The following is a 20535-nucleotide window of genomic DNA, read 5'->3' as shown; positions in this document are numbered from 1 at the left end:
CGGTGACGCCAGCACACCGCGCTGACGTCACCACAGCACCGGGCTAGACGAACAGCCAGATGAGGGCGACCATCCCGAAGCCGACGACCGAGAGGATCGTCTCGAGCACGGTCCAGGTCGCGAGCGTCTGCTTCACCGACATGTTGAAGTACTTCGCGATGATCCAGAACCCACCGTCGTTGACGTGCGAGAGCGTGATCGAACCCGCGGCGATCGCGATGCCGATGAGCGCCAGCTGCGGCTGCGAGTAGTCACCCGCGAGCACGACCGGCTGCAGGATCCCCGCCGTGATCACGATGGCCGCGGTCGCCGAGCCCTGCGCGATGCGGAGGCCGGAACTGATGAGGTACGCGGACACGATGATCGGCAGGCCGAGCGAACCGAGCACCTCGGCCAACGCCGCGCCCACCCCCGTCGCCGAGATGACGGCGCCGAAGAACGCACCCGCACCGACGACGAGCAGGATCATGCCGATCGGTCGGAGCGACTGGCCGGAGAGCTCACCCAGTTCGGCGAGCGTCATGCCGCGCCGCACCCCGAGCACGTAGTACGCGAGGCAGACGGCGATCGTGAGCGCGACCGCCGGGTTGCCGATGAGCGTCAACGCTTCGAGGACGGGTCCGTTCGGCAAGGCGAGGGCACCGAAGGTGGCGGCGAGGATCAGCAGGATCGGCGTGATGATGATGAGACCGACGCTCCAGAGCGAGACGTCCTTGCGCTCGGGGGCGTCGTCCTCGGGCTCCAGGACGTACTCCTCGGGAACCGAGACCATGACGCGCTTCCCGATCCAGAGCGGCCAGGCGATACCCGACGCGATGAAGGCGGGGATGCCGCAGAGGAAGCCCATGAGGATGAGCCAGCCGAGCCCGACCTCGAAGGTACCGGCGAGCGCCGTCGGGCCCGGGTGCGGCGGCAGGAACGCGTGCGTCATCGAGAGGCCGGCGAGCATCGGGAGCGCGTAGAGCACGAGCGACTTCCCGCCGCGACGCGCGGTGATGTAGACGAGGGGCGCGAGGACGAAGATGCCGACGTCGAAGAACACGGGGATGCCGAAGATGAGACCGGTGAGCCCCATCGCGATCGGAGCACCGCGTTCCCCGAAGCGACCGAGCAGCTTCCGGATGAGGACGTCAGCACCACCGGAGCGCTCCAGGATCGCGCCGAGCACGGTGCCGAGACCGATGATGATCGTGATGTGCCCGAGGATCCCGCCGAAGCCGGTCTCGAGGAGCGACGCCCCCGGCTTGATCTGCTCGTCGTCGAAGGGGTCCGGCACGGCCACGCCGACGATCTGGTAGATGCTCGTCCCGGTCGCGAGAGCCAGGCCGATGCCGACGATGAAGAGCGAGATGAACGGTTCGAGCTTGACCCGGATGATGAGGAACAGCAGCACCGCGATGGCGACGGCACACAGGATGAGCAGGCCGGGCGTGGTCTGCTGCAACCAGCCGATGGGGTCGCTCGGTGCTGGAGCGGCGGCCGCGACGCTGCGCGCGAGGGCGTTGATGGGCATGGGAGACCTTCTGGATCGGTGGGAGGCGGGGGAAGCGGTCAGGCCGGGCGGCGGATCGAGCGGCCGGGGACGGCGTCGGTGCGTCGACCGTCGGCGATGACGGCGGCACCGTTCACGAACACCCACGGGATGCCGGCGGCCTGCTGCCGGGGCTCGGCGAACGTCGCGCGGTCGGCGATGGTCGTTGGGTCGAACAGGACGAGGTCGGCCGCGGCTCCGACGCGGAGCACGCCGCGGTCGCTGAGGCCGAGGCGCGCAGCCGGCCGCGAGGTGAGGTGGGCGACGGCGTCTTCCAGCCCGAGCACCCCCTCCTCGCGGACGTAGTGGCCGAGGTAGCGCGGGAAGGTGCCCCAGGCGCGCGGGTGTGGCTTCGCGCCGATCAGGATCCCGTCGCTCCCGCCCGTGTGGGCCGGGTGCACCATCATCGTGCGCACGTTGGCCTCGTCGCCGACGTGCTGGAGGATGCCGGTCGCGAGCCGGTCGGTTTCGAGCAGCGCGAAGAACAGGGCCGTCGGGTCACCCGACCATGCGTGTCCCGCTTCCTCGGCGGCGATGTCGGCGACGGTCCGTCCGACGAAGCCGGCAAGCTCGGGGTTCGCGACGCCGGAGATCTCGATCGTGGCCCAGTCGGTGACGACACCGTGACAGCCGTCGGTGCCGAGCACCTCGAGCTCGTATCGGATCCGCGCCCGGACGTCGTCGTCGCCCAGACGCTCGATCGTCGCGTCCGGCCCGCCGACCGCCGCCCAGCTCGGCAGCAACGCCGACAGGGTCGTCGAACCCGGCAGGTACGGATAGGTGTCGAGCGTGATGTCGACGCCGTCCGCGATTGCGGCGTCGATGAGGGCCACGAGTTCGGCGGCCCGGCCTGCGTTGACGCCGAAGTTCATCGTCGCGTGCGTGAGGTGCAGCGCACAGCCGGAACGACGACTGATGTCGATCATCTCCGCGTACGCCTCGAGTGCGCCCTTGCCGTACGAGCGCTGATGCGGTGCGTAGAAGCCGCCGTGCTCCGCGACGGTGCGGCACAGCGCGACGAGTTCCTCGGTGTCGGCGAACATGCCGGGCACGTAGGTGAGGCCGGAGGACATCCCGACCGCGCCCTCCCGCATGCCGGCGGCGACGAGCTCCTGCATCCGAGCGATCTCGTCGGCGGTCGCAGCCCGGTTCTCGGTGCCGACCACGAGCATCCGGACGGAGCCCTGCGGCACCAGATAGGCGACGTTCAGCGCGGCCCCGTGGTCGACGCGGTCGAGGTACTCGCCGACGGTCCGCCAGGCGAAGTCGACGTCGTCGGGTTGCCCGTTCCAGCCGGCGATCTGCTGCCGGACGATCGACATCGTGCGGTCGTCCGTCGGGGCGTAGGAGAGCCCGTCCTGTCCGAGGACCTCCGTGGTGACGCCCTGCGAGACCTTGGCGAGGTGCTCGTGGTCGCGGAGGACCGCGAGGTCGGAGTGTGCGTGCATGTCGATGAAGCCGGGCGACGCGACGAGGCCGTCAGCGTCGATGATCAGGGCGTCAGCGGGTGCGTCGGCCTCGGCGGACGCCCCGATCGCGATGATGCGGCCCCCGTCGATGAGCAGCGACCCGTGCACGCTCGGTCCGCCGGTGCCGCGACGATGCGAGCGCCGCGGATGACCACCGCGCGCGCTCCGTCCGTCGGTCGCGACGTCACGGCAGGAGTGCCGCCGCGGTGAAGGCGGTCGCACGCCCGGTGACCCCGGCCCAATCGGCCGCGGCGACGTCGGCCGCACCGACCACGCTCGAACCTGCGGTCACGGCGGCTGCGCCGGCCTGGATGTACTCGCGGGCGTTGCCGGCGTGCAGTCCGCCCGACGGCACGAGCCGGAGACCCGGGAACGGACCCTTGAGGTCTTTGAGGAAGCCGGACCCCATGGCGGCGGCCGGGAAGATCTTCACCGCGTGGGAACCGAGGGACGCGGCGCGCATGACCTCGCTCGGCGTCATCGCACCGAGCAGGAACGGGATGCCGGCGGCGGTGGCGACCTCGGCCACCTCCTCGCTCAGACCGGGCGTGACCAGGAACTGCGCTCCGCTGTCGACGGCGCGCTGTGCGGTGTCGCGGTCCACGACCGTCCCCGCGCCGATCACGGCCCCGTGGTCGCCGATCGCGTCGGCCGCGGCACGGATCAGGGCTTCGACGCCCGGCGTCGTGAAGGTGAACTCCACACTGCGGATCCCGCCCGCGGCGAGCGCCCGGCAGAGTTCGACCGGGTCGGGGATGACGGGCACGCGGACGACGGCGATGGCGCGGTCGGCGTACAGGGCGTCGAGGGCGTGCGGCGCGGTGGGAGGGGTCTCGAGCGTCATGCGGGGCTCCTGTTCGGTTCGGCTCAGCCGAAGGTGGTGGTGACGGCGTCGACGGCGCTCGGTTCGGCGAGACGGACGTCGTCGATGACCACGAGGGCACGCCACTTGTCGAAGGTGGTGCACGGGTGGGAGAGGCCCAGGCGGATGACGTCACCGACCTCGACGTCGCTGCCGGGCGGCAGGGAGACGAAGGTGTGCTGGTCGTTCATGGCGGTGGTCGTCGCGCCCGGGAGCGGTTCGACGGTGGCGGATCCGGCGCGGCGGACGCCCTGCACCTCGGGGAGCCCTTCGTCGAAGGGGAAGTCGCGCTTCCCGCCGTCGACGAGCGCGAGGCCGGGCTCGGGGCGGGAGACGATCGTCGCCCAGCCGTGGATCGCGGAGCGGAAGTCGCCGGTGCCCTCGTGGCGGCCCAGCGGGGTGATCCCCCGGTAGAAGCCGTCGTCGTGGGTGACATACGCGCCGGAGCGCAGCAGCACGTCGACGGCGCGTCCGCGAGCACCGTCGAGGTCGCGCAGTTCCGCGAGGACCTCGGCGACCACGTCGAAGTAGGCACTGCCCCCGGCGGTCACGATGAGGGTCTCGACGCGATCGTCGTAGCGGCCGTCGGCGAGGAGCCCGGTGTGCAGCTCGGCGAGGGAGGTCAGGTAATCACGCACGATCTGCAGCGAACCGTCGTCGCCGTGGTGCGCGAGGGCCCCCTCGTAGCCGCTGACGCCGGCGAGCGCGAGCTCGGGCGAGGCGACGACGGCCTCGGCGATCTCGAGCGCGGTGGCGTGGTCCCGGGCTCCGGTGCGGCCACCCGGCGCTCCGAGTTCCACGAGCACGTGGAGCGGGCGACGCAGTGGCTGCTCGGCGAGCACGCGCGACATGATCTGCACGGCGCGGACGGAGTCGGCCCACACGACGATCTCGGCGTCGCCGCGGTCGAGGGCCCGCCCGACGGCGCGCAGGTGTTCGGGCTGTACGAGGGCGTTGGCCAGCATGATGTGCGGAATCGACCAGTCGAGCGCGACGGAGAGCTGCCACGGGGTCGCGACGGTGATGCCCCAGGCACCCGCGTCGAGCTGACGCTGCCATAGGGCCCGGTTCATCGTGGTCTTGCCGTGCGGCGCGAGGCCCACCCCGGCGCGGTCGCACCACTGGCGCATGGTCTCGACGTTGTCGGTGACCGCCGAGCGGTCGAGCGTGACGAGCGGCGTGGTGAAGTCGGCGAGCGCCGGTCGACCGGCGAGGAACGTGGCGGCGTCGGTCCCGACGGACGCCGGTGGGAAGCCCTTGAGGCTGCCGTCGAGCACGCCCAGCGCACCGGCATCGAAGTCGTCCGTCATGGTCTCCTCGTTTCGCGATCGAGCGCTGCACCCACCGACACCGTGAGCGTCAGGCGTTGCGCATCTTGCAACGCACATTGCACTCAGCGCTACGTCTGTTCTAGCATTGCATCCACAGGCCGTCAACCGGACCCGGCCGAGACGCGAGGGGAACCGTGATGACGACGTCACCGTCCACCGTGAGCACGATCGGCGAAGCGATGGTCGTCCTCCTGCCCGAGGGGCAGCTCCCGGTCGCCGAAGCCCGCGAATACCGGACGGGCGTCGGCGGTGCCGAGTTCAACGTCGCCTCCAGCCTCGCGCGCCTGGGCGTCCCCACCCACTGGATCTCTCGCCTCGGCGACGACGGGTTCGGTGACTACATCCTCGAGACGGCCCGGCACGACGGTGTCCTCACCGACGCCGTCGAGCGTGACGACCACCGGCCCACCGGCCTCTACGTCAAGGAGACGGTCGTGAGCGCCGACGGCGACCGTCGGCCGCGGATGCATTACTACCGCAGCGAGTCCGCCGCGTCGCAGCTCGGCGCCGACACCCTTCGACACGAAGCGACCCGGGCGGCCATCACCGCCTCGGCCATCGTGCACACCTCCGGCATCACCCCGGCGCTGTCCGACTCGACCGCGCTGCTCGTGGGCGAGCTGGGCGACGCGCTCCCCCGAGACACCGTCCTGAGCGTCGACCTCAACTTCCGGCCGCGACTCTGGGAGCGTCGCTCGACCGCCCCGCTGCATCGCCTGCTCGACCAGGCGTCCGTCCTGTTCCTCGGCGTCGACGAAGCGGAGTTGTTCTTCGGCCACACGGACGCCACCCGCCTCTTCGCCGAGCTGCCGACCCTGCGGCGCATCGTGCTCAAGGACGAGGAGAACGCCGCGACCACCCTCCACCGCGGGTCCGAGGCGGGTGTCGACGTGCGGTCGTTGTCGGTCGACGTCGTCGAGACCGTCGGTGCGGGCGACGCGTTCGCCGCCGGCTACCTCGCCGGGCTGGCCTCGGGTCGCTCCGACACCGCCTGCACGCGGCTCGGCCACGCGGTAGCGGCGTCGACGCTCGTCTGCCACGGCGACCGCCCCGAGCTCGTGCCGGACGCCCAGGGTGTCAGCACCATCGTCGAGGCGACCGATGAGGAATGGGCGTCGTGGCGCATCACCGCGGAGCACCCACTGCCGTGGACCACCGTCGGCGCACACGGGATGATCGACGCATGAGCCAGTCCCTGTCCCGCGCGCTCGACCTCCTCCGCGAGATCGTCTCGGGCACCAACTCCCTCGACGCGCTCGCGGCGACGGCCGGTGTGCACAAGACCACGGTGCTGCGCCTGCTCAACACGCTCGAGGAGCACGGCTTCGTCACGCGCGACGCGTCGTTCCGGTACCACCTCGGGCGCGCGATGTTCGAGCTGACCCAGACCGCGCTCGACGAGCAGGACGTCCGCGGCGTCGCCGCTCCGCACATCCGGGCGCTGGGGGCGGCCACGGGCCAGACGGTGCACCTCGCCGCCTACGAGGGCGGCTCCGTCTTCTACATCGACAAGGTCGAGTCCCGTCAGCCCCTCCGCATGTATTCGCGCGTCGGCCTGCCGGCCTCCCTGTACGCGACCGGCGTCGCGAAGGTCCTCCTCGGCGGACTCGACGAGGCGGAGCGTCGACGCGTCGTCACGGGCATCGTGTTCGAGCGGTACACCGACAAGACCATCACCGACGCCGACGCCCTGCTCGCCGAGATCGAGCGTTCGACCGAACGCGGATGGGCCGAGGACCACGAGGAGCACGAGAGCTTCATGAACTGCGTGGCCGCTCCGGTCTTCGGGCCCGACGGCCGGGTCACCGCGGCGGTATCGATCTCGGTCCCGACGATGGTCCTCCCCCACAGCGGCGTCCGAGCCCTCCTGCCGCAGCTCCTCGCCACCACGACCGCGATCTCCGCCGAACTCGGCTACGCACCGCCGACGCCCGCAGAGGCACCCACCACGTCCTGACCTCCCACCCGTCCCGTCCCTGAGCCCCGCCACTGCCGCCCCTGAGCCCCACCAACCCCGGTCCCTGAGCCCCACCATCCGGTCCCTGAGCTTGTCGAAGGGCCGCCAACCGAAGGACACACCCCATGACCGAACGCACCGCCATCTCCACCACCGACGCCCCGGCTCCCGCGCACACCTTCTCCCAGGGCGTCCGCAAGGGCAACTTCGTCCAGGTCTCCGGCCAGGGCCCCGTCGACCCCGCGACGAACGAGTACCTGTTCCCGGGCGACGTCGCCGCGCAGACCACCCGTACCCTGCAGAACGTCGAGGCCATCCTCGCGGCCGGCGGCGCGACCTTCGACGACGTCATGATGCTGCGCGTCTACCTCACCAAGCGCGAGGACTTCGCGATCATGAACGACGCCTACGGCGAGTTCGTCGGCTCGCGCGTCAAGGGTGGCGTCCTGCCCTCCCGCACCACGGTCTTCACGGGCCTCCCCCGCGAGGAGATGCTCGTCGAGATCGACGCCATCGCGATCGTCGACTGAGGCACGTTCGGTCGCCCATTCCTGGGCGACCGAGTGTCCGTTCGCCCATTTTCGGGCGAACGGATACGTCTCGCCGGAGGCTGGTAGCGTGGTGCGCGATAGCGCCTAGGGTTCCGGAGCGACAGCTCGACTGGTCCGAGCGGCGCCACGGTCGGCGGTCAGCCGACGACCGTCATCTGACAGGACAAAAGCCCGGAGGACCCTGATCGTCGCGCCCGCGAGGATCGGAAGGGTCTCTCGTGTCTCTGCTCGCCGTCACCATCGTCCTCGCCGCCGCGGTCTGCCATGCGGCGTGGAACATCGTCGCCCACGGCGTCAGCCGGATCGGCATGCCCTTCCTCTGGTGGGGGGCCGTGTCGAGCACCGTGCTGTGGGCGATCGTCGTCCCCTTCACCGGCGGGCTCGTTACGGACGACCTCACCGGCTTCGCCATCGGCGTCGTGGTCTCCGCCGTGCTGCACTACGTCTACATGCTCGTGCTGCAACGCGGCTACGCCAGCGGACGCCTCTCCACCGTCTACGCCACGGCGCGCGGCACCGGCCCGACGATCAGCGTGATCATCGCCATCCTCATCCTCGGTGAACGCCCGTCACTGCTCGCGCTCCTCGGTGTCGCGGCGATCGTGGTCGGTGTCGTCGCGATCGGGTTCGTCGATCGTGGGAGCGACCCGTCGCCGGTCGCCGTCGACGTACGCGCCACGCGACGACGCATCGATCCGGCAGTCGCCTTCGGACTCCTGACCGGGGTCGCGATCGCGGCCTACACGATCTGGGACGCGCACGCCGTCCGCACGTGGGGCGCCTCGCCCGTCGCGTACATGGTCGGCTGCACCGCGGTCGAGGTCGTGCTGTTCTCCGGTTCGCTCGGCCGCCGGGCGCGCGAGCTGCCGGCGGTCCTGCGCGCCCACTGGCCACGCATCCTCGCCTTCGGGGTGCTCTCGCCGATGTCGTACATCCTCGTGCTCGTCGCCATCACCATGGCACCGGTCGCGCTCGTCGCACCGATGCGCGAGGTGAGCGTCATCCTCGTCAGCCTGTTCGGTGCACTCGTGCTCCGCGAAGGCCGCCCCGTGCGCCGGATCGCCGCGGCGACCGTCGTCGTGATCGGCGTCGCCCTCCTCGCGGGCTGACCCGGCTCCGAGGCCTTCGCGAGCGCGCCCCTGCGACGTGAGCGCGGGCCTCCGGAGGGGCGCACTCACGCCACAGGGGCGCGGTCGGGTGAGCGCACCGCGCTGGCCGCCGGGTCACCAGTCGTGGACGGTGCCGTCGGCGAGCCGGTTGTAGGGCAGGTAGGCGCGCTGATACGGATACTTGTCCGCCTCGTCCACGTTCAACTCGACACCCAGCCCGGGCTGGTCTCCCGGGTGCAGCATGCCGTTGTCCCAGGTGTAGGACTGCTGGAACACGGCGTCGGTCTTGGCGCCGTGCTTCATGTACTCCTGGATGCCGAAGTTGTGGATCGACAAGCCCAGGTGCATCGCGGCGGCCATGCCGACCGGGGAGATGTCCGTCGGCCCGTGCATGCCCGACTTGATCTGGTACTGCGCCGCATAGTCCAACGTCTTCTTCAGATGCGAGATCCCACCCATGTGCGTCACCGCACCACGCACATAATCGATGAGCTGCTCGCGGATGATCTGCTGGTAGTCCCACACCGTGTTGAAGATCTCCCCGATCGCCAACGGCGTCGTCGTGTGCTGCCGCACCAGGCGCAACGCCTCCGGGTTCTCCGCCGGCGTGCAGTCCTCGAGCCAGAACAGGTCGAACGGCTCCAGGCTCTTCCCGAGCTTCGCGGCCTGGATCGGCGTCATCCGGTGATGCCCGTCATGCAACAACGGCAACTCCGGACCGAACTCGTTCCGCACCGCCTCGAACACCGTCGGCAGATGCCGCAGATACGACCTCGTGTCCCAATCCTCCTCGTTCGGCAGCCCGCCACGCTGCGCCGGCTCGTGGTCGTACCGGACACCCGTGTTGCCCTCGAACGTCGCGTTCGACGCGATCCCGTAGATCGACTGCAACCCCGGCACCGCCGTCTGGATCCGGATGGCCTGATACCCCTGCGCCTGATGCTCGCGCACACTGTCGAACAACTCCTCGTTGCTCTTCCCCGACGCATGCCCGTAGGCGAGCAGCCCCGTCCGCGACGCACCGCCCAGCAACTGGTACACCGGCATGCCCGCAGCCTTGCCCTTGATGTCCCACAACGCCATATCGACCGCCGCGACCGCAGCCATCGTCACCGGACCCCGACGCCAATACGCCGACCGATACAGGAACTGCCACGTGTCCTCGATCCGCGACGCATCCCGCCCCAGCAACAACGGCACCACGTGCTCGGACAGATACGCCACCACCGCCAACTCGCGCCCGTTCAACGTCGCGTCCCCCAGGCCCGTCAGACCGTCATCCGTCGTCAGCTTCAACGTCACGAAGTTCCGATCGGGACTCGTGACGATGACCTCAGCCTTGTCGATGTTCATGGGTACTACTCCTTCGTGCGTTGCGGCCGATGTGGCCGGGGTGGTTCCGACGGTTTGCGGGTCGGCTGCAGCGGCGGGGTCAGGGGTTCCGTGGGCGTCCGGTCAGCTCGTCGACCAGGTGCTCCAGCTCGATGACGAGCGTGGATCCGTCCTCCGGCTCCGAGCCGAGGAGACGGGGGTCGATCAGGCGCACGAGCGCCGCGGTCCGCTCCCGACCCTGGAACCGGAGCGCCTCAGCGACGGCGGCACCGTTCGCGTCACCCGGCCGGTCGTCGCTCTGGACGGCCGCCACCCACGCGGCGATCACGCGCAGGGACCCGGTTCCCGGCCGACCGGCGGCCCGTTCCGCCAAAAGGGTCGACACGATCCGCACCCGCAGTTTCGTGACCCCCTCGAGCGCGATCTGCTGCAGTCGGTGCTCGATGCGCGCATTGTCGAAGCGCTCCAGGAGCGCGGAGCGATACGCCGTCAGCCCGAGGTCGTCCGGCAGATGGCGCTCCGTCTCGTCCCAGTACTCCTCGACCCAGGCCCGGCACCGCTCGTCACCGACCGCCTCGGCGACCGTCGCATGACCGCGCAGCGGGCCCGCGTAGGCGAGGAGGCTGTGGGCGCCGTTGAGCAGTCGTAGTTTGCGTTGCTCGTAAGGCTCGAGGTCGTGGACGAACCGGGCGCCCGCGGACTCCCACGCCGGCCGCCCGACGGGGAACTCGCCGCTCAGCACCCAGTCGGTGAAGGGCTCGGTGACGACGGGAGCGGCATCGGCGAATCCGGTGAGCGTCGCCGCCGTCGCTTCGTCGGCGGCCGTGGGACGCGGCGTGATGCGGTCGACCGAGGACGAGACGAACGAGACCTCGTCGGCGATCCACCGAGCGGTCTCCGGGCTGACCCGGTCGGCGAGGGCGAGCATCGCGCGACGGACCAGCGCGCCGCCGTCGGCGATGTTGTCGCACGGCAGGATCGCGATCGGACCGGCCCCGGCACGACGACGGGCTTCGAGGCCGAGAAGCAGTCTGCCGAGCGTCGTCGTCGGTCGCGCGGCGCGGAGGTCCCCCTGTTCGGCGAAGGCCTCGGACAGCAGGGCGACGTCCTGCTCGACCGCCGGATCCGATGCGTCCGGCTTCCCCTCGGCATCGAGCCGGTACCCGGCCTCGGTGACCGTGAGCGTGACGATGGCGGTGGTCTCGGCGGCGAGGAGGTCGTGGAGCCGTGCGACGTCGCCACCGTCCCGCGCCTCGACGATCGAACCGACGATCGTCGCCGAGTCGCCGTCCGCCGATCGCTCGACGACCGTGTAGAGGCAGTCCTGGGCGTCCAGATCGATTGCGGCCTGCGGACTCCGGCCGGTGAAGGCGGCGATGCCCCACTCGTGATCGGGGTCGGCGAGCTGGGTGTACCAGGCCTGATGAGCACGGTGGAAGGCGCCGAGTCCGAGGTGGACGATCCGGACCGGTGCCGACGGGAACTCGGGCAGTCGCGCGCGGGACAGACGCGGGACCGCCTGCTCCCCCTGGGCTCCGGCAGCGCTGTCCGCGGTCGTCACGGTGCTCACAGTTTGAACACCCGTCGCGGCTGGTCGACGACGAGGTCGAGGATGATGCGTTCGGCCGTCGCCTCGTCGATGCGCCCCTCCCGCACGAGCCGCGCGAGGAACGACGCGTCGAGGCGCCTGGACATGTCGTGTCGGGCGGGGATCGAGAGGAAGGCCCGGGTGTCGTCGATGAAGCCCGATCCGCGTGAGAACCCGGCCGTCTCCGTCACGGCGGACCGGAAGCGCAGGACGGCGTCGGGTGCGTCGAGGAACCACCACGGTGCGCCGACGAAGACACTCGGGTAGAACCCGGCGAGCGGTGCGATCTCCCGCGAGTAGCTCGTCTCGTCGACGCTGAAGAGGACGAGGTGGAACCCCGGAGCCGTGCCGAACCGCTCCAGCAGCGGACGCAGGGGACGGACGTAGTCGGTGCGGACCGGGAGGTCGTGGCCGCTGTCGGGCCCGAAGCGGGCGAGGGTCGGCGCGTGATGATTGCGGTGGACACCGGGGTGCACCGTCATGACGAGGCCGTCCTCGACGCTCATCCGGGCGCTTTCGAACAGCATGTGCGCAGCGAACCGCTCGAGGTCCGCGGCGTCGGCGGTCCCCGACAGCGCGCGGTCGAACAGCGCCGCGGCGTCCGCCTCCTCGAGTTCGATCGTGAGCGGCTGCAGGACACCGTGGTCGGCCGACACCGCCCCGTGCTCGATGAAGTGGCGACGGCGCCCGACGAGCGCCTCGAGATAGCCGCGGTAGCTGGACTCCGGTGTCCCGTTCCAGGCGGCGAGTGCCGCGACCCGCTCCACCCACCCGGCCTTCGTCGGATCGAGGTACGCGTCGGGCCGGAAGGTCGGCAGGACGCGCCCGCTGAAGGTGGGGTCCGCCGCGAGGGCGGCATGTGCGGCGAGGTCGTCCATCGGGTCGTCGGTGGTCGCGAGCACCTCGATGCGGAAGCGGTCGAACAGCGCGCGCGGACGGAACGCCGGCGCTTGGAGCGCCTCCTGGATCGTGTCGAAGAGCCGGTCGGCGTTCGCTCCGTCCGGCTGCTCCGTGACACCGAACTGCTCACCGAGGATCGAACTCAGCCAGTACCCGGAGGCGGTGCCGGCGTACAGGTGCCAGTGCTCGCAGAAGCGTCGCCAGGCGTCCCGCGGCGCGGCGACGGAACCACCCTCCGCGAGGTCGGGCACGCCGACGTCCGCGAGGGAGAACCCGGCGGCGTGCAGCAGGCGGGTGACGTAGTGGTCGTGCCGGAGGAACAGCTCGGTGGCGTTCGCGAACGGGGTGTCCTCGACGAGGATCACCGGATCCACGTGTCCGTGCGGCGAGACGATCGGCAGGGCCTCGACCGAGCGGTAGAGCGCCCTGGCGACGTCGCGGCTCCCCGGGTCGGCGGGGAGGAGGCGGTCTGGATCGTTCTGCAGCGTCGTTGGCACGCCTCCATTGAAACCGGGAGTCCCCCGTCTGTCAACCGATTGCCATGTCCTTCTGGCAATCGCTTGCCAGATCGACGACCGTCTGCGAGACTGATCCCGCTTCCGCCCGGAACCGTCGTGGTCCAGCACCACTGAAACGCTTCAGCGACGCGAGGAGCAGACCCCGCTATCAAAGGAGATTGCAGTGGCAAACAGCGTTCGTATCGGAATCGCGACCGCGGGAATCCTCGCCCTCGCGCTGACGGCGTGCTCGGGACCGGGCGACGACGACTCGGCCGACGGCCCGGTGACGCTCGAGTTCTGGGCCTGGGGCTCGAACATCGACAAGCGCGTCGAGGTGTGGAACCAGGCCAACCCCGACATCGAGGTCAACATCTCGCAACCCGCGAGCGGAGCGGACATGCCCGTCCGCGTCCTGAGCGCGGTGCGAGCCGGCGACGGCCCCGACATCGCGCAGGCGGAGTACACGCAGCTGCCGACCTACGTGTCGGCCGGCGTCCTCGCCCCACTCGACAGCGCGAAGCAGGACCTCGAGGAGGCCTACTCCCCCACGGTGCTCGAGAGCGTGTCCTTCGACGACACGGTCTACGGCGTCCCGCAGGATCTCGGGCCGGCGCTCTTCGTCTACCGGAACGACCTCTTCGCGCAGTACGGCCTCACCCCGGCCGCGAGCTGGGAGGACTTCCGCGCCCTCGCCGAGCAGGTCCGCACCCTCGACGGTGACCGCTACCTCTTCAATTTCAGCTCGATCGACGCCGACCAGTTCATGGGACTCGCCCTGCAGAACGGCGCCCAGTGGTGGGACTACGCCGAGGAGCAATGGGGTGTCGACATCGACAGCGCCGAGACGCGGGAGGTCCTGGACTTCTGGCAGGGCATGGTCGAGGACGACCTCGTGAGCACCTACCAGACCGGCAGCCCCGAGCAGATCGAGGCGACCGCGAGTGGCCGGGTGCTCGGCACGATCGCCGGCGCCTGGGCTCCCGGTCCACTGCTCAACCAGTACCCCGACACCGTCGGGCTCTGGTCGGCCGCGCAGATCCCGCAGTGGGACGCCGCCGATCCGCGGGTCTTCGCCCGCGGCGGTTCGGCCAACGTCATCCTCAAGGAGAGCCCGCACTACGACCAGGCGCTCGAGTTCATCACCTGGCTGAACGCGTCCGATGAGGGCGCCGAGGGGCTCGTCGAGGTCAACAAGTTCACCGGGGCCCTCCACGGCCAGGAGATCGACCGCACGCCGCCGGAGCTCATGCCCGAGGACACGACCTACTGGCCGAGCGCCACGGAAGCGGCGTCGAAGCTCGTCACCGTGCAGTGGGGACCGAACACGCAGGTGGCCTTCACCGCCATCACCGACGAGCTCGGCAACGCCATCGAGGGGACGAGCCCGTGGGCCGATGTGCTCCCGAAGGTGCAGGACATCGTCGAGAAGGACCTGGCGGGCTGATGACCGCGCCGACCATCGAGCGGGGCCGCGGTCGGACGGAGGACGATCCGACCGCGGTCCCCACCAGACGGCGCGTCTCGCTGACCCGCCCGCACCACGTGTTCGCGTGGGTGCTCATCGCCCCCGCGGTCGTCCTGTTCGTCTTCGTGTTCGTCATCCCGATCGTGTACTCCGGCGGCCTCAGTCTCATGGGCACCGCGGCGGGTGCGAGCGCCTACGGCGTGCGCGAGGAGGTCTTCGTCGGCCTCGGCAACTACACGAAGGTGCTCCAGGACCCCACGTTCTGGACGAGCCTCGGCAACCTCGCCGTGTACGCGCTCTTCCTCGTGCCGATCATGATGCTCACGGCGATGCTGTTCGCACTGCTGCTCGACCTCCCGAGAGCCCGCCTCCGCGCGTTCAGCCGCATGGCGATCTTCCTGCCGTACGGCGTGCCGAGCGTCATCGCGGCGCTCATGTGGGGCTTCCTGTACGTGCCCGAGATCAGCCCGATCTACCAGCTCGCCGAGACCTTCGGCCTGCAGTTCCCGACGCTGCTGCGCGGCGACCTCGTCATGACGGCGATCATCAACGTCGTGCTGTGGGGCGGGATCGGCTTCAACACGATCATCCTGTACACCTCGCTGCAGTCGCTGCCGAAGGAGCAGATCGACGCCGCCCGCATCGACGGCTGCAACGAACCGCGCATCGCCTGGTACATCAAGCTGCCGCACATCGTGCCCGCCACGATCCTCACCGGGCTCTTCTCGATCATCGGCGCCCTCCAGGTGTACAGCGAGCCGCAGATGCTCTCGAGCCTCACCCCGGCCATCAGCTCGACCTACTTCCCACTGATGCGGGTGTACCGGGACGCCTTCGCCCACGACGACCTCAACTCGGCGTCGGCGGCATCCATCATCCTCGCCCTCGCCACGGTGCTGCTGTCGCTCCTGGTGCTCGGCGGGCAACGCCTCGCAGCTCGGAGGAACGCATGACCACCACCGCACGCACCGCGGAACGCGCGGAGGAGGACCGTCGCGCTCGCGAGACCGTCGTCCGCGCCGATCGCGGCCGCATCGGCAAGCCGAAGGAATCCGTCAGCCTCGTCCACAAGCTCGGCGGAATCCTCCCGACGGTCGTGCTCCTGATCGCCGTCCTCTACTTCCTGCTCCCGATGGTGTGGGTCGTGTTCGCCGCCACGAAGAGCACCGGCGAGCTGTTCTCCACGAGCGCGTTCACCTTCGGGTCGAGCCTCATCGACAACATGACCGACCTGTTCGCGTACGAGAACGGCTCCTTCGCGCGCTGGTTGGGCAACAGCTTCATCTATTCGATCGGCGGCGCACTCCTGTCGACCGCCGTCTCGGCCGCCGCCGGCTACGCGCTCGCGCTCTACCGGTTCCCGGGTAAGAAGGCCGTGATGGTCGGACTGCTCGCGGGTGTGCTGCTCCCGACGATCACGCTGGCGATCCCGCAGTACATGCTCTTCGCACAGCTGAACCTCACGAACACCTACTGGGCGGTGCTCATCCCGATCTCGATCACCCCGTTCGGGATCTACCTCTCCTACGTGTTCGCGCGGGGCTCGGTGCCGCAGGAACTCCTCGAGGCGGCTCGGGTGGACGGGTCGAACGAGGGGCGCACCTTCGTCTCGATCGGCCTGCCGCTCTTGTTCCCCGGTCTCGTGACCGTGTTCCTGTTGCAGTTCATCGGCGCCTGGAACAACTTCCTGCTGCCGTACATCATGCAGTCGAAGTCGGAGCTGTCGCCCATCACGGTCGCCATGTTCCTCATGCTCAACCGTGGCGGTAGCGAACCGGTGCTCTACTCGGTCGCCATCGCCGGGGCGCTCATCGCTGTCATCCCCGTGGTGATCTTCGTGCTCGTCCTCCAGCGGTTCTGGCGCCTCGACCTCATCTCGGGGAGCCTGAAGTAGCGATGACCATCCCACCGACGACGGAACGGAACCACATGTCCGACTCGAACCCGACCGCCCAGCGGTACCCGCTCACCGGGTACGGCGTGATCGTCCCCTCCGAACGCATCCCCGGTGCGTTCGCGTCCGGAGCCGACTACGCCGAACCGACCATCGTCGGCAACCTCGTCGTCGCCGACGGAGACGGGTGGACGCGCCATCCCGACTACGACGCGAGCGTCCGACGCGGGTCGTTCGCCATCCTGTTCCCCGGCGACCTGTCGCTCGCCGACCCCGACTTCCCGGCGGAACGCGTCACGGCGTACCTCGACGCCGTCATGCCGATCATCGGTTCGGTCTCGGAGCCCGGCGCGAAGATCGTGTTCGGGAGCGGGACGGCGCGCACCATGCCCGCCGCGGTGGACGTCACGGCCGCCCGCGCGAGGTTCGCAGAAGTCGTCGTCGAGACGCGCGACACGGCGGAGCGGAACGGACTGCAGATCGTCCTCGAACCACTGAACCGGGACGAGACGAACCTGCTCAACTCGCTCGAGGAGACGGTCGCCTTCCTCGACGAGTTCGAGATCGACCGCGTGCCCGTCGTCGCCGACCTCTTCCACATCATGCTGGAGGAGGAGCCGCTCGCCGTCGTCAAGGCCCTCGGCGCCCGCATCGGACACGCCCACATCGCCGACGCCGGACGACGGCCGCCCGGCCAGGGCGACTGGCCGCTCACCGAGTTCATCACGGCCCTGCGCTACGGCGGCTACGACGGCCCCGTCACCGTCGAGTGCCTCTTCGAGGACTTCGAACCGGAGCTCGAAGCCGCCCTCGCGCACCTCCGCCAGCTCGCCTGAGCCGGCACGGACACCGACCCACCCCACGCACAGAACTGGAGCGAACCCCCGCATGTCCCGACCGCACCGCATCGCCATCGCCGGCGCCGGCATCATCTCGAAGCAGCACGGCATCGTCATCGACCAGCTTCGCGACGAATTGGAACTCGTCGCCGTCGCCGACCCGGAGCTCGCGAAGGCGGAGGCCCTCGTCGCCGAGCGCGGCGGACGGGCGTTCACGACCCTCGCGGAGGCGCTGGCGCAGACCGACCCCGACATCGTCGTCGTCTGCACCCCCACCGGCCTGCACGCCGACCTCGCCATCGAGGCGCTCGAGGCCGGCAAGCACGTCATCATCGAGAAGCCGGCCGACGTCACCGTCTCGCGGACGGACGACATCATCGCCGCGCAGGAGCGCGCCGGTACCGTCGTGACCGTCATCTCCCAGCACCGCTTCGACCCCTCGACGGAGATCGTCCTCGCCGCAGCCGAACGCGGAGACCTCGGGCGCATCACCTCGGGCATCGCCTCGGTCGACTGGTGGCGCGGGCAGAGCTACTACGACTCCGGCGACTGGCGCGGCACCTGGGCGCTCGACGGCGGCGGCGCGCTCATGAACCAGGGCGTGCACACGGTCGACCTGCTGGTCGCCCTCCTCGGACGTCCCGTCGAGGTCTTCGGGTACACCGCGCTCCTCGCCCACGAGCGCATCGAGACCGAGGACGTCGCGGTCGGTGTCGTCCGCTTCGCATCCGGTGCGCTCGGTGTCATCCACGGCTCGACGGCCGTCTACCCGGGCCTCGTCGCGCGGCTGCAGGTCCACGGCGACCGCGGCTCCGCGGTCATCGAGAACGACCAGCTGACCTACTTCCACTCCACTCCCGCCGGAACGGAGCGCGCCGAGGCCTTCTTCGGCTCGCAGGGCAAGGACACGAACCAGGCGGCGCAGTTCGCCGACGAGACGCAGGCGGGCTCGAGCGTCGCCGGACAGATGTCGGACGCGCACCTGCACCAGTACCGGAACGTCCTCGCCGCGATCCGCGGGGAGGAGCCGCTCCGCGTGACGCTGGCCGAGAACCGCCAGGCGATCTCGATCATCACCGGTCTCTACGAGTCCGCACGCACGGGCCAACCGGTCCGCCTCGACGCCGTTGCGGCGGTGGCCCGATGAGCGCGCAGCGGACGAACCGGGTGGCGGCGAACCCCATCCCGTACTGGAGTGCGCGAGGCAAGACCCGCGAGGTGTTCGAGGAGGCCTTCGCCGACTTCCAGCGCATCGGGTTCACCGCGGTGAAGGCCGACATCCCCGAAGGCATGACCGCGGACGAGTACCGCACGTGGATCGGCGGCTACGGCCTCGCACCGTCGCTCAGCCTGTTCAGCAGCGCGTTCGACGAGACGATCATCCTCGCCGAGGTCCTCGAGGCGGCGAAGGCGTTCGGGGCGGCCCAGGCCTCCCTCGGACTCGACCGGACGATGATCTCCTCGATGGCGATCCCGGCGCGCATGGCCACGCCGGCGATCGGCGCCGACTTCTCCCAGGGGCGGCTCGACCTGGCCATCGAGAACGCCGGCCGGACCTGCGAGGTCCTGCTCGCCGAGGGGATCCGCCCCCTGCACCACTCGCACGTCGGTGGCGTCTTCGAGACCGAGCACGAGATCCGCAGTCTGCTCGACACCCTCGGACCGGACCTCATCGGGTTCGGGCCTGACACCGGACATCTCCGCTGGGCGGGAGCGGACCCGGTCGCCATGATCTCCGACTACCGCGACCGCCTCGGCGGCATCCACATCAAGGACGTCTACGCCGATCACCTCGACGGCGCAGCGGACGGTGCGCTGAGCTACCACGAGACGTCGCAGACGAAGCGGCTGTGGGCGGAACCCGGGCTCGGTGTGCTCGACTTCGACGCGATCGTCGCGGCGATGCCCGCGGACTACGACGGCGACTACATGATCGAGGTCGACTTCCCGAGCGTCGAGAGCGTCTACGAGTCCCACCGCTTGTCGTACGAATGGGCCGGCCACGCACTCGATGTCGCGACCCGCTGACCAGACAGGCCTGAGCCCGTACGCCGAGGCCGCGGCAGTACGATGGCTCAGGTCGCCGAGGGCGGCGATCGAGAGGAGCGGGCCCCATGAGCACCTCTGACGCATCCGCGGAGACGATCGCTCCCGAGCCCGGAATGCCCGAACCCACGGCGGGGGCCGCGAAGACGAAACGTGCCGCGACGATCTACGACATCGCGCAGCTCGCCGGCGTCAACCCGTCGACCGTGTCGCGGGCGCTGAGCCGCCCTGGCCGCATCAACGAGAAGACGGCGCAGAAGATCCACGACGCCGCGAAGCAGCTCAACTACGTGGCGAACCCCGCCGCCCGGGCGCTCCCCACCGGGCGCACCGGCACGCTCGGCCTCATCGTCGCCGACATCACGAACCCGATGTTCTTCGACGTCGTCCGCGGTGCGGAGCGTGAGGCCGCCGAGCGCAACTACACGCTCGTGCTCGCGGAGTTCAAGGAGTCGGCGGAGATGGAGCTGCTGACCGCCAGGCGGCTCATGCCGTCGGTCGACGGTCTCATCCTCGCGACCTCGAGGCTCCTGCCCGACGACGTGCGCGCGCTGGGCCAGGAGAAGCCCGTCGTCGTGATCAACCGTCAGGTCGACGACGTCGACAGCATCGTCGCCGACGTCGACCCGGGCCTCACCGCGGCGATCGACCACCTCGCGGAGCTCGGTCACCGGAGGCTCGCGTTCGTCTCCGGCCCCGGCCGGTCCTGGATGTCGCGGCATCGCTGGAGCCGGACGAGGGAGCTGTGCGCCGAACGCGGCATCGAGACGGTGCGAGTGCCGTCGACGCAGCCAGACATGGCGGCGGGCAGGGCGGCGGCCACGGCCGTGCTCGAGACGGGTGCCACCGCGGTCCTCGCGTACAACGACCTCCTGGCCATCGGCATCATGCTGGAGCTGCGCTCGCGTGGCGTCGAGATGCCCGCCCAACTGAGCCTCATCGGCTTCGACGACATCTTCGGTTCGGACTTCACGACACCGGCGCTCACCTCGATCCGGAGCCCGCACATCGCCTCCGGCTCCTACGCCGTGCAGACCCTCTTCGCGCACCTCGGGGGCACCGACGTCCCGACCATCACCGACCTCGCGACCACGCTCATCATGCGCGAGTCGACCGCCCCGCCGCCGGCCACGGACTGAGCGGCTGGCGAGGACCCACAGC

18 protein-coding genes are annotated in these 20535 nt (G+C 70.0%); 11 read left to right on the top strand and 7 right to left on the bottom strand.

The genetic code is table 11. From position 1 onward, the window contains the following. Nucleotides 1-43: 43 nt before the first annotated feature. From HOW07_RS08805 to HOW07_RS08790, 4 genes are all read right to left on the bottom strand, one after another. Nucleotides 44-1513: a GntP family permease gene (locus tag HOW07_RS08805; RefSeq protein WP_079000560.1), complete on the bottom strand. Its 1470-nt coding sequence runs from the start codon at nt 1511-1513 to the stop codon at nt 44-46. Nucleotides 1514-1551: 38 nt separating this feature from the next. Further along, nucleotides 1552-3108: an amidohydrolase family protein gene (locus tag HOW07_RS08800; protein WP_371743623.1), complete on the bottom strand. Its 1557-nt coding sequence runs from the start codon at nt 3106-3108 to the stop codon at nt 1552-1554. A gap of 76 nt (nt 3109-3184) precedes the next feature. Beyond that, nucleotides 3185-3844 (bottom strand): bifunctional 4-hydroxy-2-oxoglutarate aldolase/2-dehydro-3-deoxy-phosphogluconate aldolase, encoded by a 660-nt coding sequence (locus HOW07_RS08795; protein ID WP_175116687.1) that lies wholly within the window; start codon nt 3842-3844, stop codon nt 3185-3187. A gap of 23 nt (nt 3845-3867) precedes the next feature. Next, nucleotides 3868-5172: an amino acid deaminase gene (locus tag HOW07_RS08790; RefSeq protein WP_175116686.1), complete on the bottom strand. Its 1305-nt coding sequence runs from the start codon at nt 5170-5172 to the stop codon at nt 3868-3870. Nucleotides 5173-5330: 158 nt separating this feature from the next. Here HOW07_RS08790 and HOW07_RS08785 point away from each other — a divergent pair, with 158 nt between their 5' ends. The 4 genes from HOW07_RS08785 (at nt 5331) to HOW07_RS08770 (ending at nt 8810) form a co-directional block, all read left to right on the top strand. Next, nucleotides 5331-6380, top strand: coding sequence for a sugar kinase (locus HOW07_RS08785; protein ID WP_175116685.1), 1050 nt, complete (start codon nt 5331-5333; stop codon nt 6378-6380). Further along, complete coding sequence (locus HOW07_RS08780) at nt 6377-7150, top strand: IclR family transcriptional regulator (RefSeq protein WP_175116684.1); 774 nt, start codon at nt 6377-6379, stop codon at nt 7148-7150. The genes HOW07_RS08785 and HOW07_RS08780 overlap by 4 nt, the downstream gene beginning before the upstream one ends. 125 nt (nt 7151-7275) lie before the next feature. Continuing rightward, entirely contained in the window at nt 7276-7680 is a 405-nt protein-coding gene (locus HOW07_RS08775) for a RidA family protein (RefSeq protein ID WP_064293914.1), read from the top strand. A gap of 239 nt (nt 7681-7919) precedes the next feature. Then, a complete protein-coding gene (locus HOW07_RS08770; protein ID WP_175116683.1) occupies nt 7920-8810 on the top strand; it encodes an EamA family transporter in 891 nt (296 codons plus the stop codon). 114 nt (nt 8811-8924) lie between these two features. Here the strand turns inward: HOW07_RS08770 and manD are convergent, their stop codons facing one another. The 3 genes from manD to uxaC form a co-directional block, all read right to left on the bottom strand. Then, entirely contained in the window at nt 8925-10163 is a 1239-nt protein-coding gene (gene manD, locus HOW07_RS08765; RefSeq protein WP_175116682.1) for a D-mannonate dehydratase ManD, read from the bottom strand. Between the two features lie 79 nt (nt 10164-10242). Continuing rightward, entirely contained in the window at nt 10243-11703 is a 1461-nt protein-coding gene (locus tag HOW07_RS08760) for a mannitol dehydrogenase family protein (RefSeq protein WP_175116681.1), read from the bottom strand. Between the two features lie 5 nt (nt 11704-11708). Continuing rightward, the gene (gene uxaC / locus HOW07_RS08755; RefSeq protein WP_175116680.1) at nt 11709-13127 is read right to left on the bottom strand and encodes a glucuronate isomerase; all 1419 of its coding nucleotides are present in this window, start codon (nt 13125-13127) and stop codon (nt 11709-11711) included. A gap of 184 nt (nt 13128-13311) precedes the next feature. On the opposite strand from uxaC, the gene HOW07_RS08750 reads away from it, so the two are divergent. The 7 genes from HOW07_RS08750 to HOW07_RS08720 all read left to right on the top strand — a co-directional run bounded on the left by HOW07_RS08750 (nt 13312) and on the right by HOW07_RS08720 (nt 20513). Further along, nucleotides 13312-14574 carry a sugar ABC transporter substrate-binding protein gene (locus HOW07_RS08750; protein WP_175116679.1) on the top strand — a complete coding sequence of 421 codons (1263 nt, stop codon included), beginning with the start codon at nt 13312-13314 and terminating at the stop codon, nt 14572-14574. Next, entirely contained in the window at nt 14574-15548 is a 975-nt protein-coding gene (locus HOW07_RS08745) for a carbohydrate ABC transporter permease (RefSeq protein ID WP_121292979.1), read from the top strand. The genes HOW07_RS08750 and HOW07_RS08745 overlap by 1 nt, the downstream gene beginning before the upstream one ends. After that, a complete protein-coding gene (locus HOW07_RS08740) occupies nt 15545-16489 on the top strand; it encodes a carbohydrate ABC transporter permease (RefSeq protein WP_175116678.1) in 945 nt (314 codons plus the stop codon). Before HOW07_RS08745 ends, HOW07_RS08740 begins: the two co-directional genes overlap by 4 nt. A gap of 2 nt (nt 16490-16491) precedes the next feature. Next, nucleotides 16492-17325, top strand: coding sequence for a sugar phosphate isomerase/epimerase (locus HOW07_RS08735; RefSeq protein WP_175116677.1), 834 nt, complete (start codon nt 16492-16494; stop codon nt 17323-17325). A gap of 52 nt (nt 17326-17377) precedes the next feature. After that, entirely contained in the window at nt 17378-18475 is a 1098-nt protein-coding gene (locus tag HOW07_RS08730) for a Gfo/Idh/MocA family protein (RefSeq protein WP_071261881.1), read from the top strand. Then, entirely contained in the window at nt 18472-19356 is an 885-nt protein-coding gene (locus tag HOW07_RS08725; RefSeq protein ID WP_175116676.1) for a sugar phosphate isomerase/epimerase, read from the top strand. Before HOW07_RS08730 ends, HOW07_RS08725 begins: the two co-directional genes overlap by 4 nt. 86 nt (nt 19357-19442) lie before the next feature. After that, nucleotides 19443-20513 carry a LacI family DNA-binding transcriptional regulator gene (locus HOW07_RS08720; RefSeq protein WP_254628266.1) on the top strand — a complete coding sequence of 357 codons (1071 nt, stop codon included), beginning with the start codon at nt 19443-19445 and terminating at the stop codon, nt 20511-20513. Nucleotides 20514-20535: the final 22 nt, after the last annotated feature.

The sequence above is a fragment of the Plantibacter sp. MCCC 1A11337 genome, assembly GCF_013349365.1.
Classification (GTDB): domain Bacteria; phylum Actinomycetota; class Actinomycetes; order Actinomycetales; family Microbacteriaceae; genus Plantibacter; species Plantibacter flavus_A.
The sequence above is the reverse complement of the archived record's forward strand: the minus strand, read 5'-3'. Positions and strand labels throughout refer to the sequence as shown.

Excerpts from the sequence above, each read along its gene's own strand:
- HOW07_RS08745 (WP_121292979.1), top strand. The coding sequence starts at position 14,574 with ATGACCGCGCCGACCATCGAGCGGGGCCGCGGTCGGACGGAGGACGAT.
- HOW07_RS08740 (WP_175116678.1), top strand. The coding sequence starts at position 15,545 with ATGACCACCACCGCACGCACCGCGGAACGCGCGGAGGAGGACCGTCGC.
- HOW07_RS08785 (WP_175116685.1), top strand. The coding sequence starts at position 5,331 with ATGACGACGTCACCGTCCACCGTGAGCACGATCGGCGAAGCGATGGTC.
- HOW07_RS08780 (WP_175116684.1), top strand. The coding sequence starts at position 6,377 with ATGAGCCAGTCCCTGTCCCGCGCGCTCGACCTCCTCCGCGAGATCGTC.
- HOW07_RS08730 (WP_071261881.1), top strand. The coding sequence starts at position 17,378 with ATGTCCCGACCGCACCGCATCGCCATCGCCGGCGCCGGCATCATCTCG.
- HOW07_RS08795 (WP_175116687.1), bottom strand. The coding sequence starts at position 3,844 with ATGACGCTCGAGACCCCTCCCACCGCGCCGCACGCCCTCGACGCCCTG.
- HOW07_RS08805 (WP_079000560.1), bottom strand. The coding sequence starts at position 1,513 with ATGCCCATCAACGCCCTCGCGCGCAGCGTCGCGGCCGCCGCTCCAGCA.
- HOW07_RS08725 (WP_175116676.1), top strand. The coding sequence starts at position 18,472 with ATGAGCGCGCAGCGGACGAACCGGGTGGCGGCGAACCCCATCCCGTAC.
- HOW07_RS08735 (WP_175116677.1), top strand. The coding sequence starts at position 16,492 with ATGACCATCCCACCGACGACGGAACGGAACCACATGTCCGACTCGAAC.
- manD (WP_175116682.1), bottom strand. The coding sequence starts at position 10,163 with ATGAACATCGACAAGGCTGAGGTCATCGTCACGAGTCCCGATCGGAAC.
- HOW07_RS08775 (WP_064293914.1), top strand. The coding sequence starts at position 7,276 with ATGACCGAACGCACCGCCATCTCCACCACCGACGCCCCGGCTCCCGCG.
- HOW07_RS08790 (WP_175116686.1), bottom strand. The coding sequence starts at position 5,172 with ATGACGGACGACTTCGATGCCGGTGCGCTGGGCGTGCTCGACGGCAGC.
- HOW07_RS08720 (WP_254628266.1), top strand. The coding sequence starts at position 19,443 with ATGAGCACCTCTGACGCATCCGCGGAGACGATCGCTCCCGAGCCCGGA.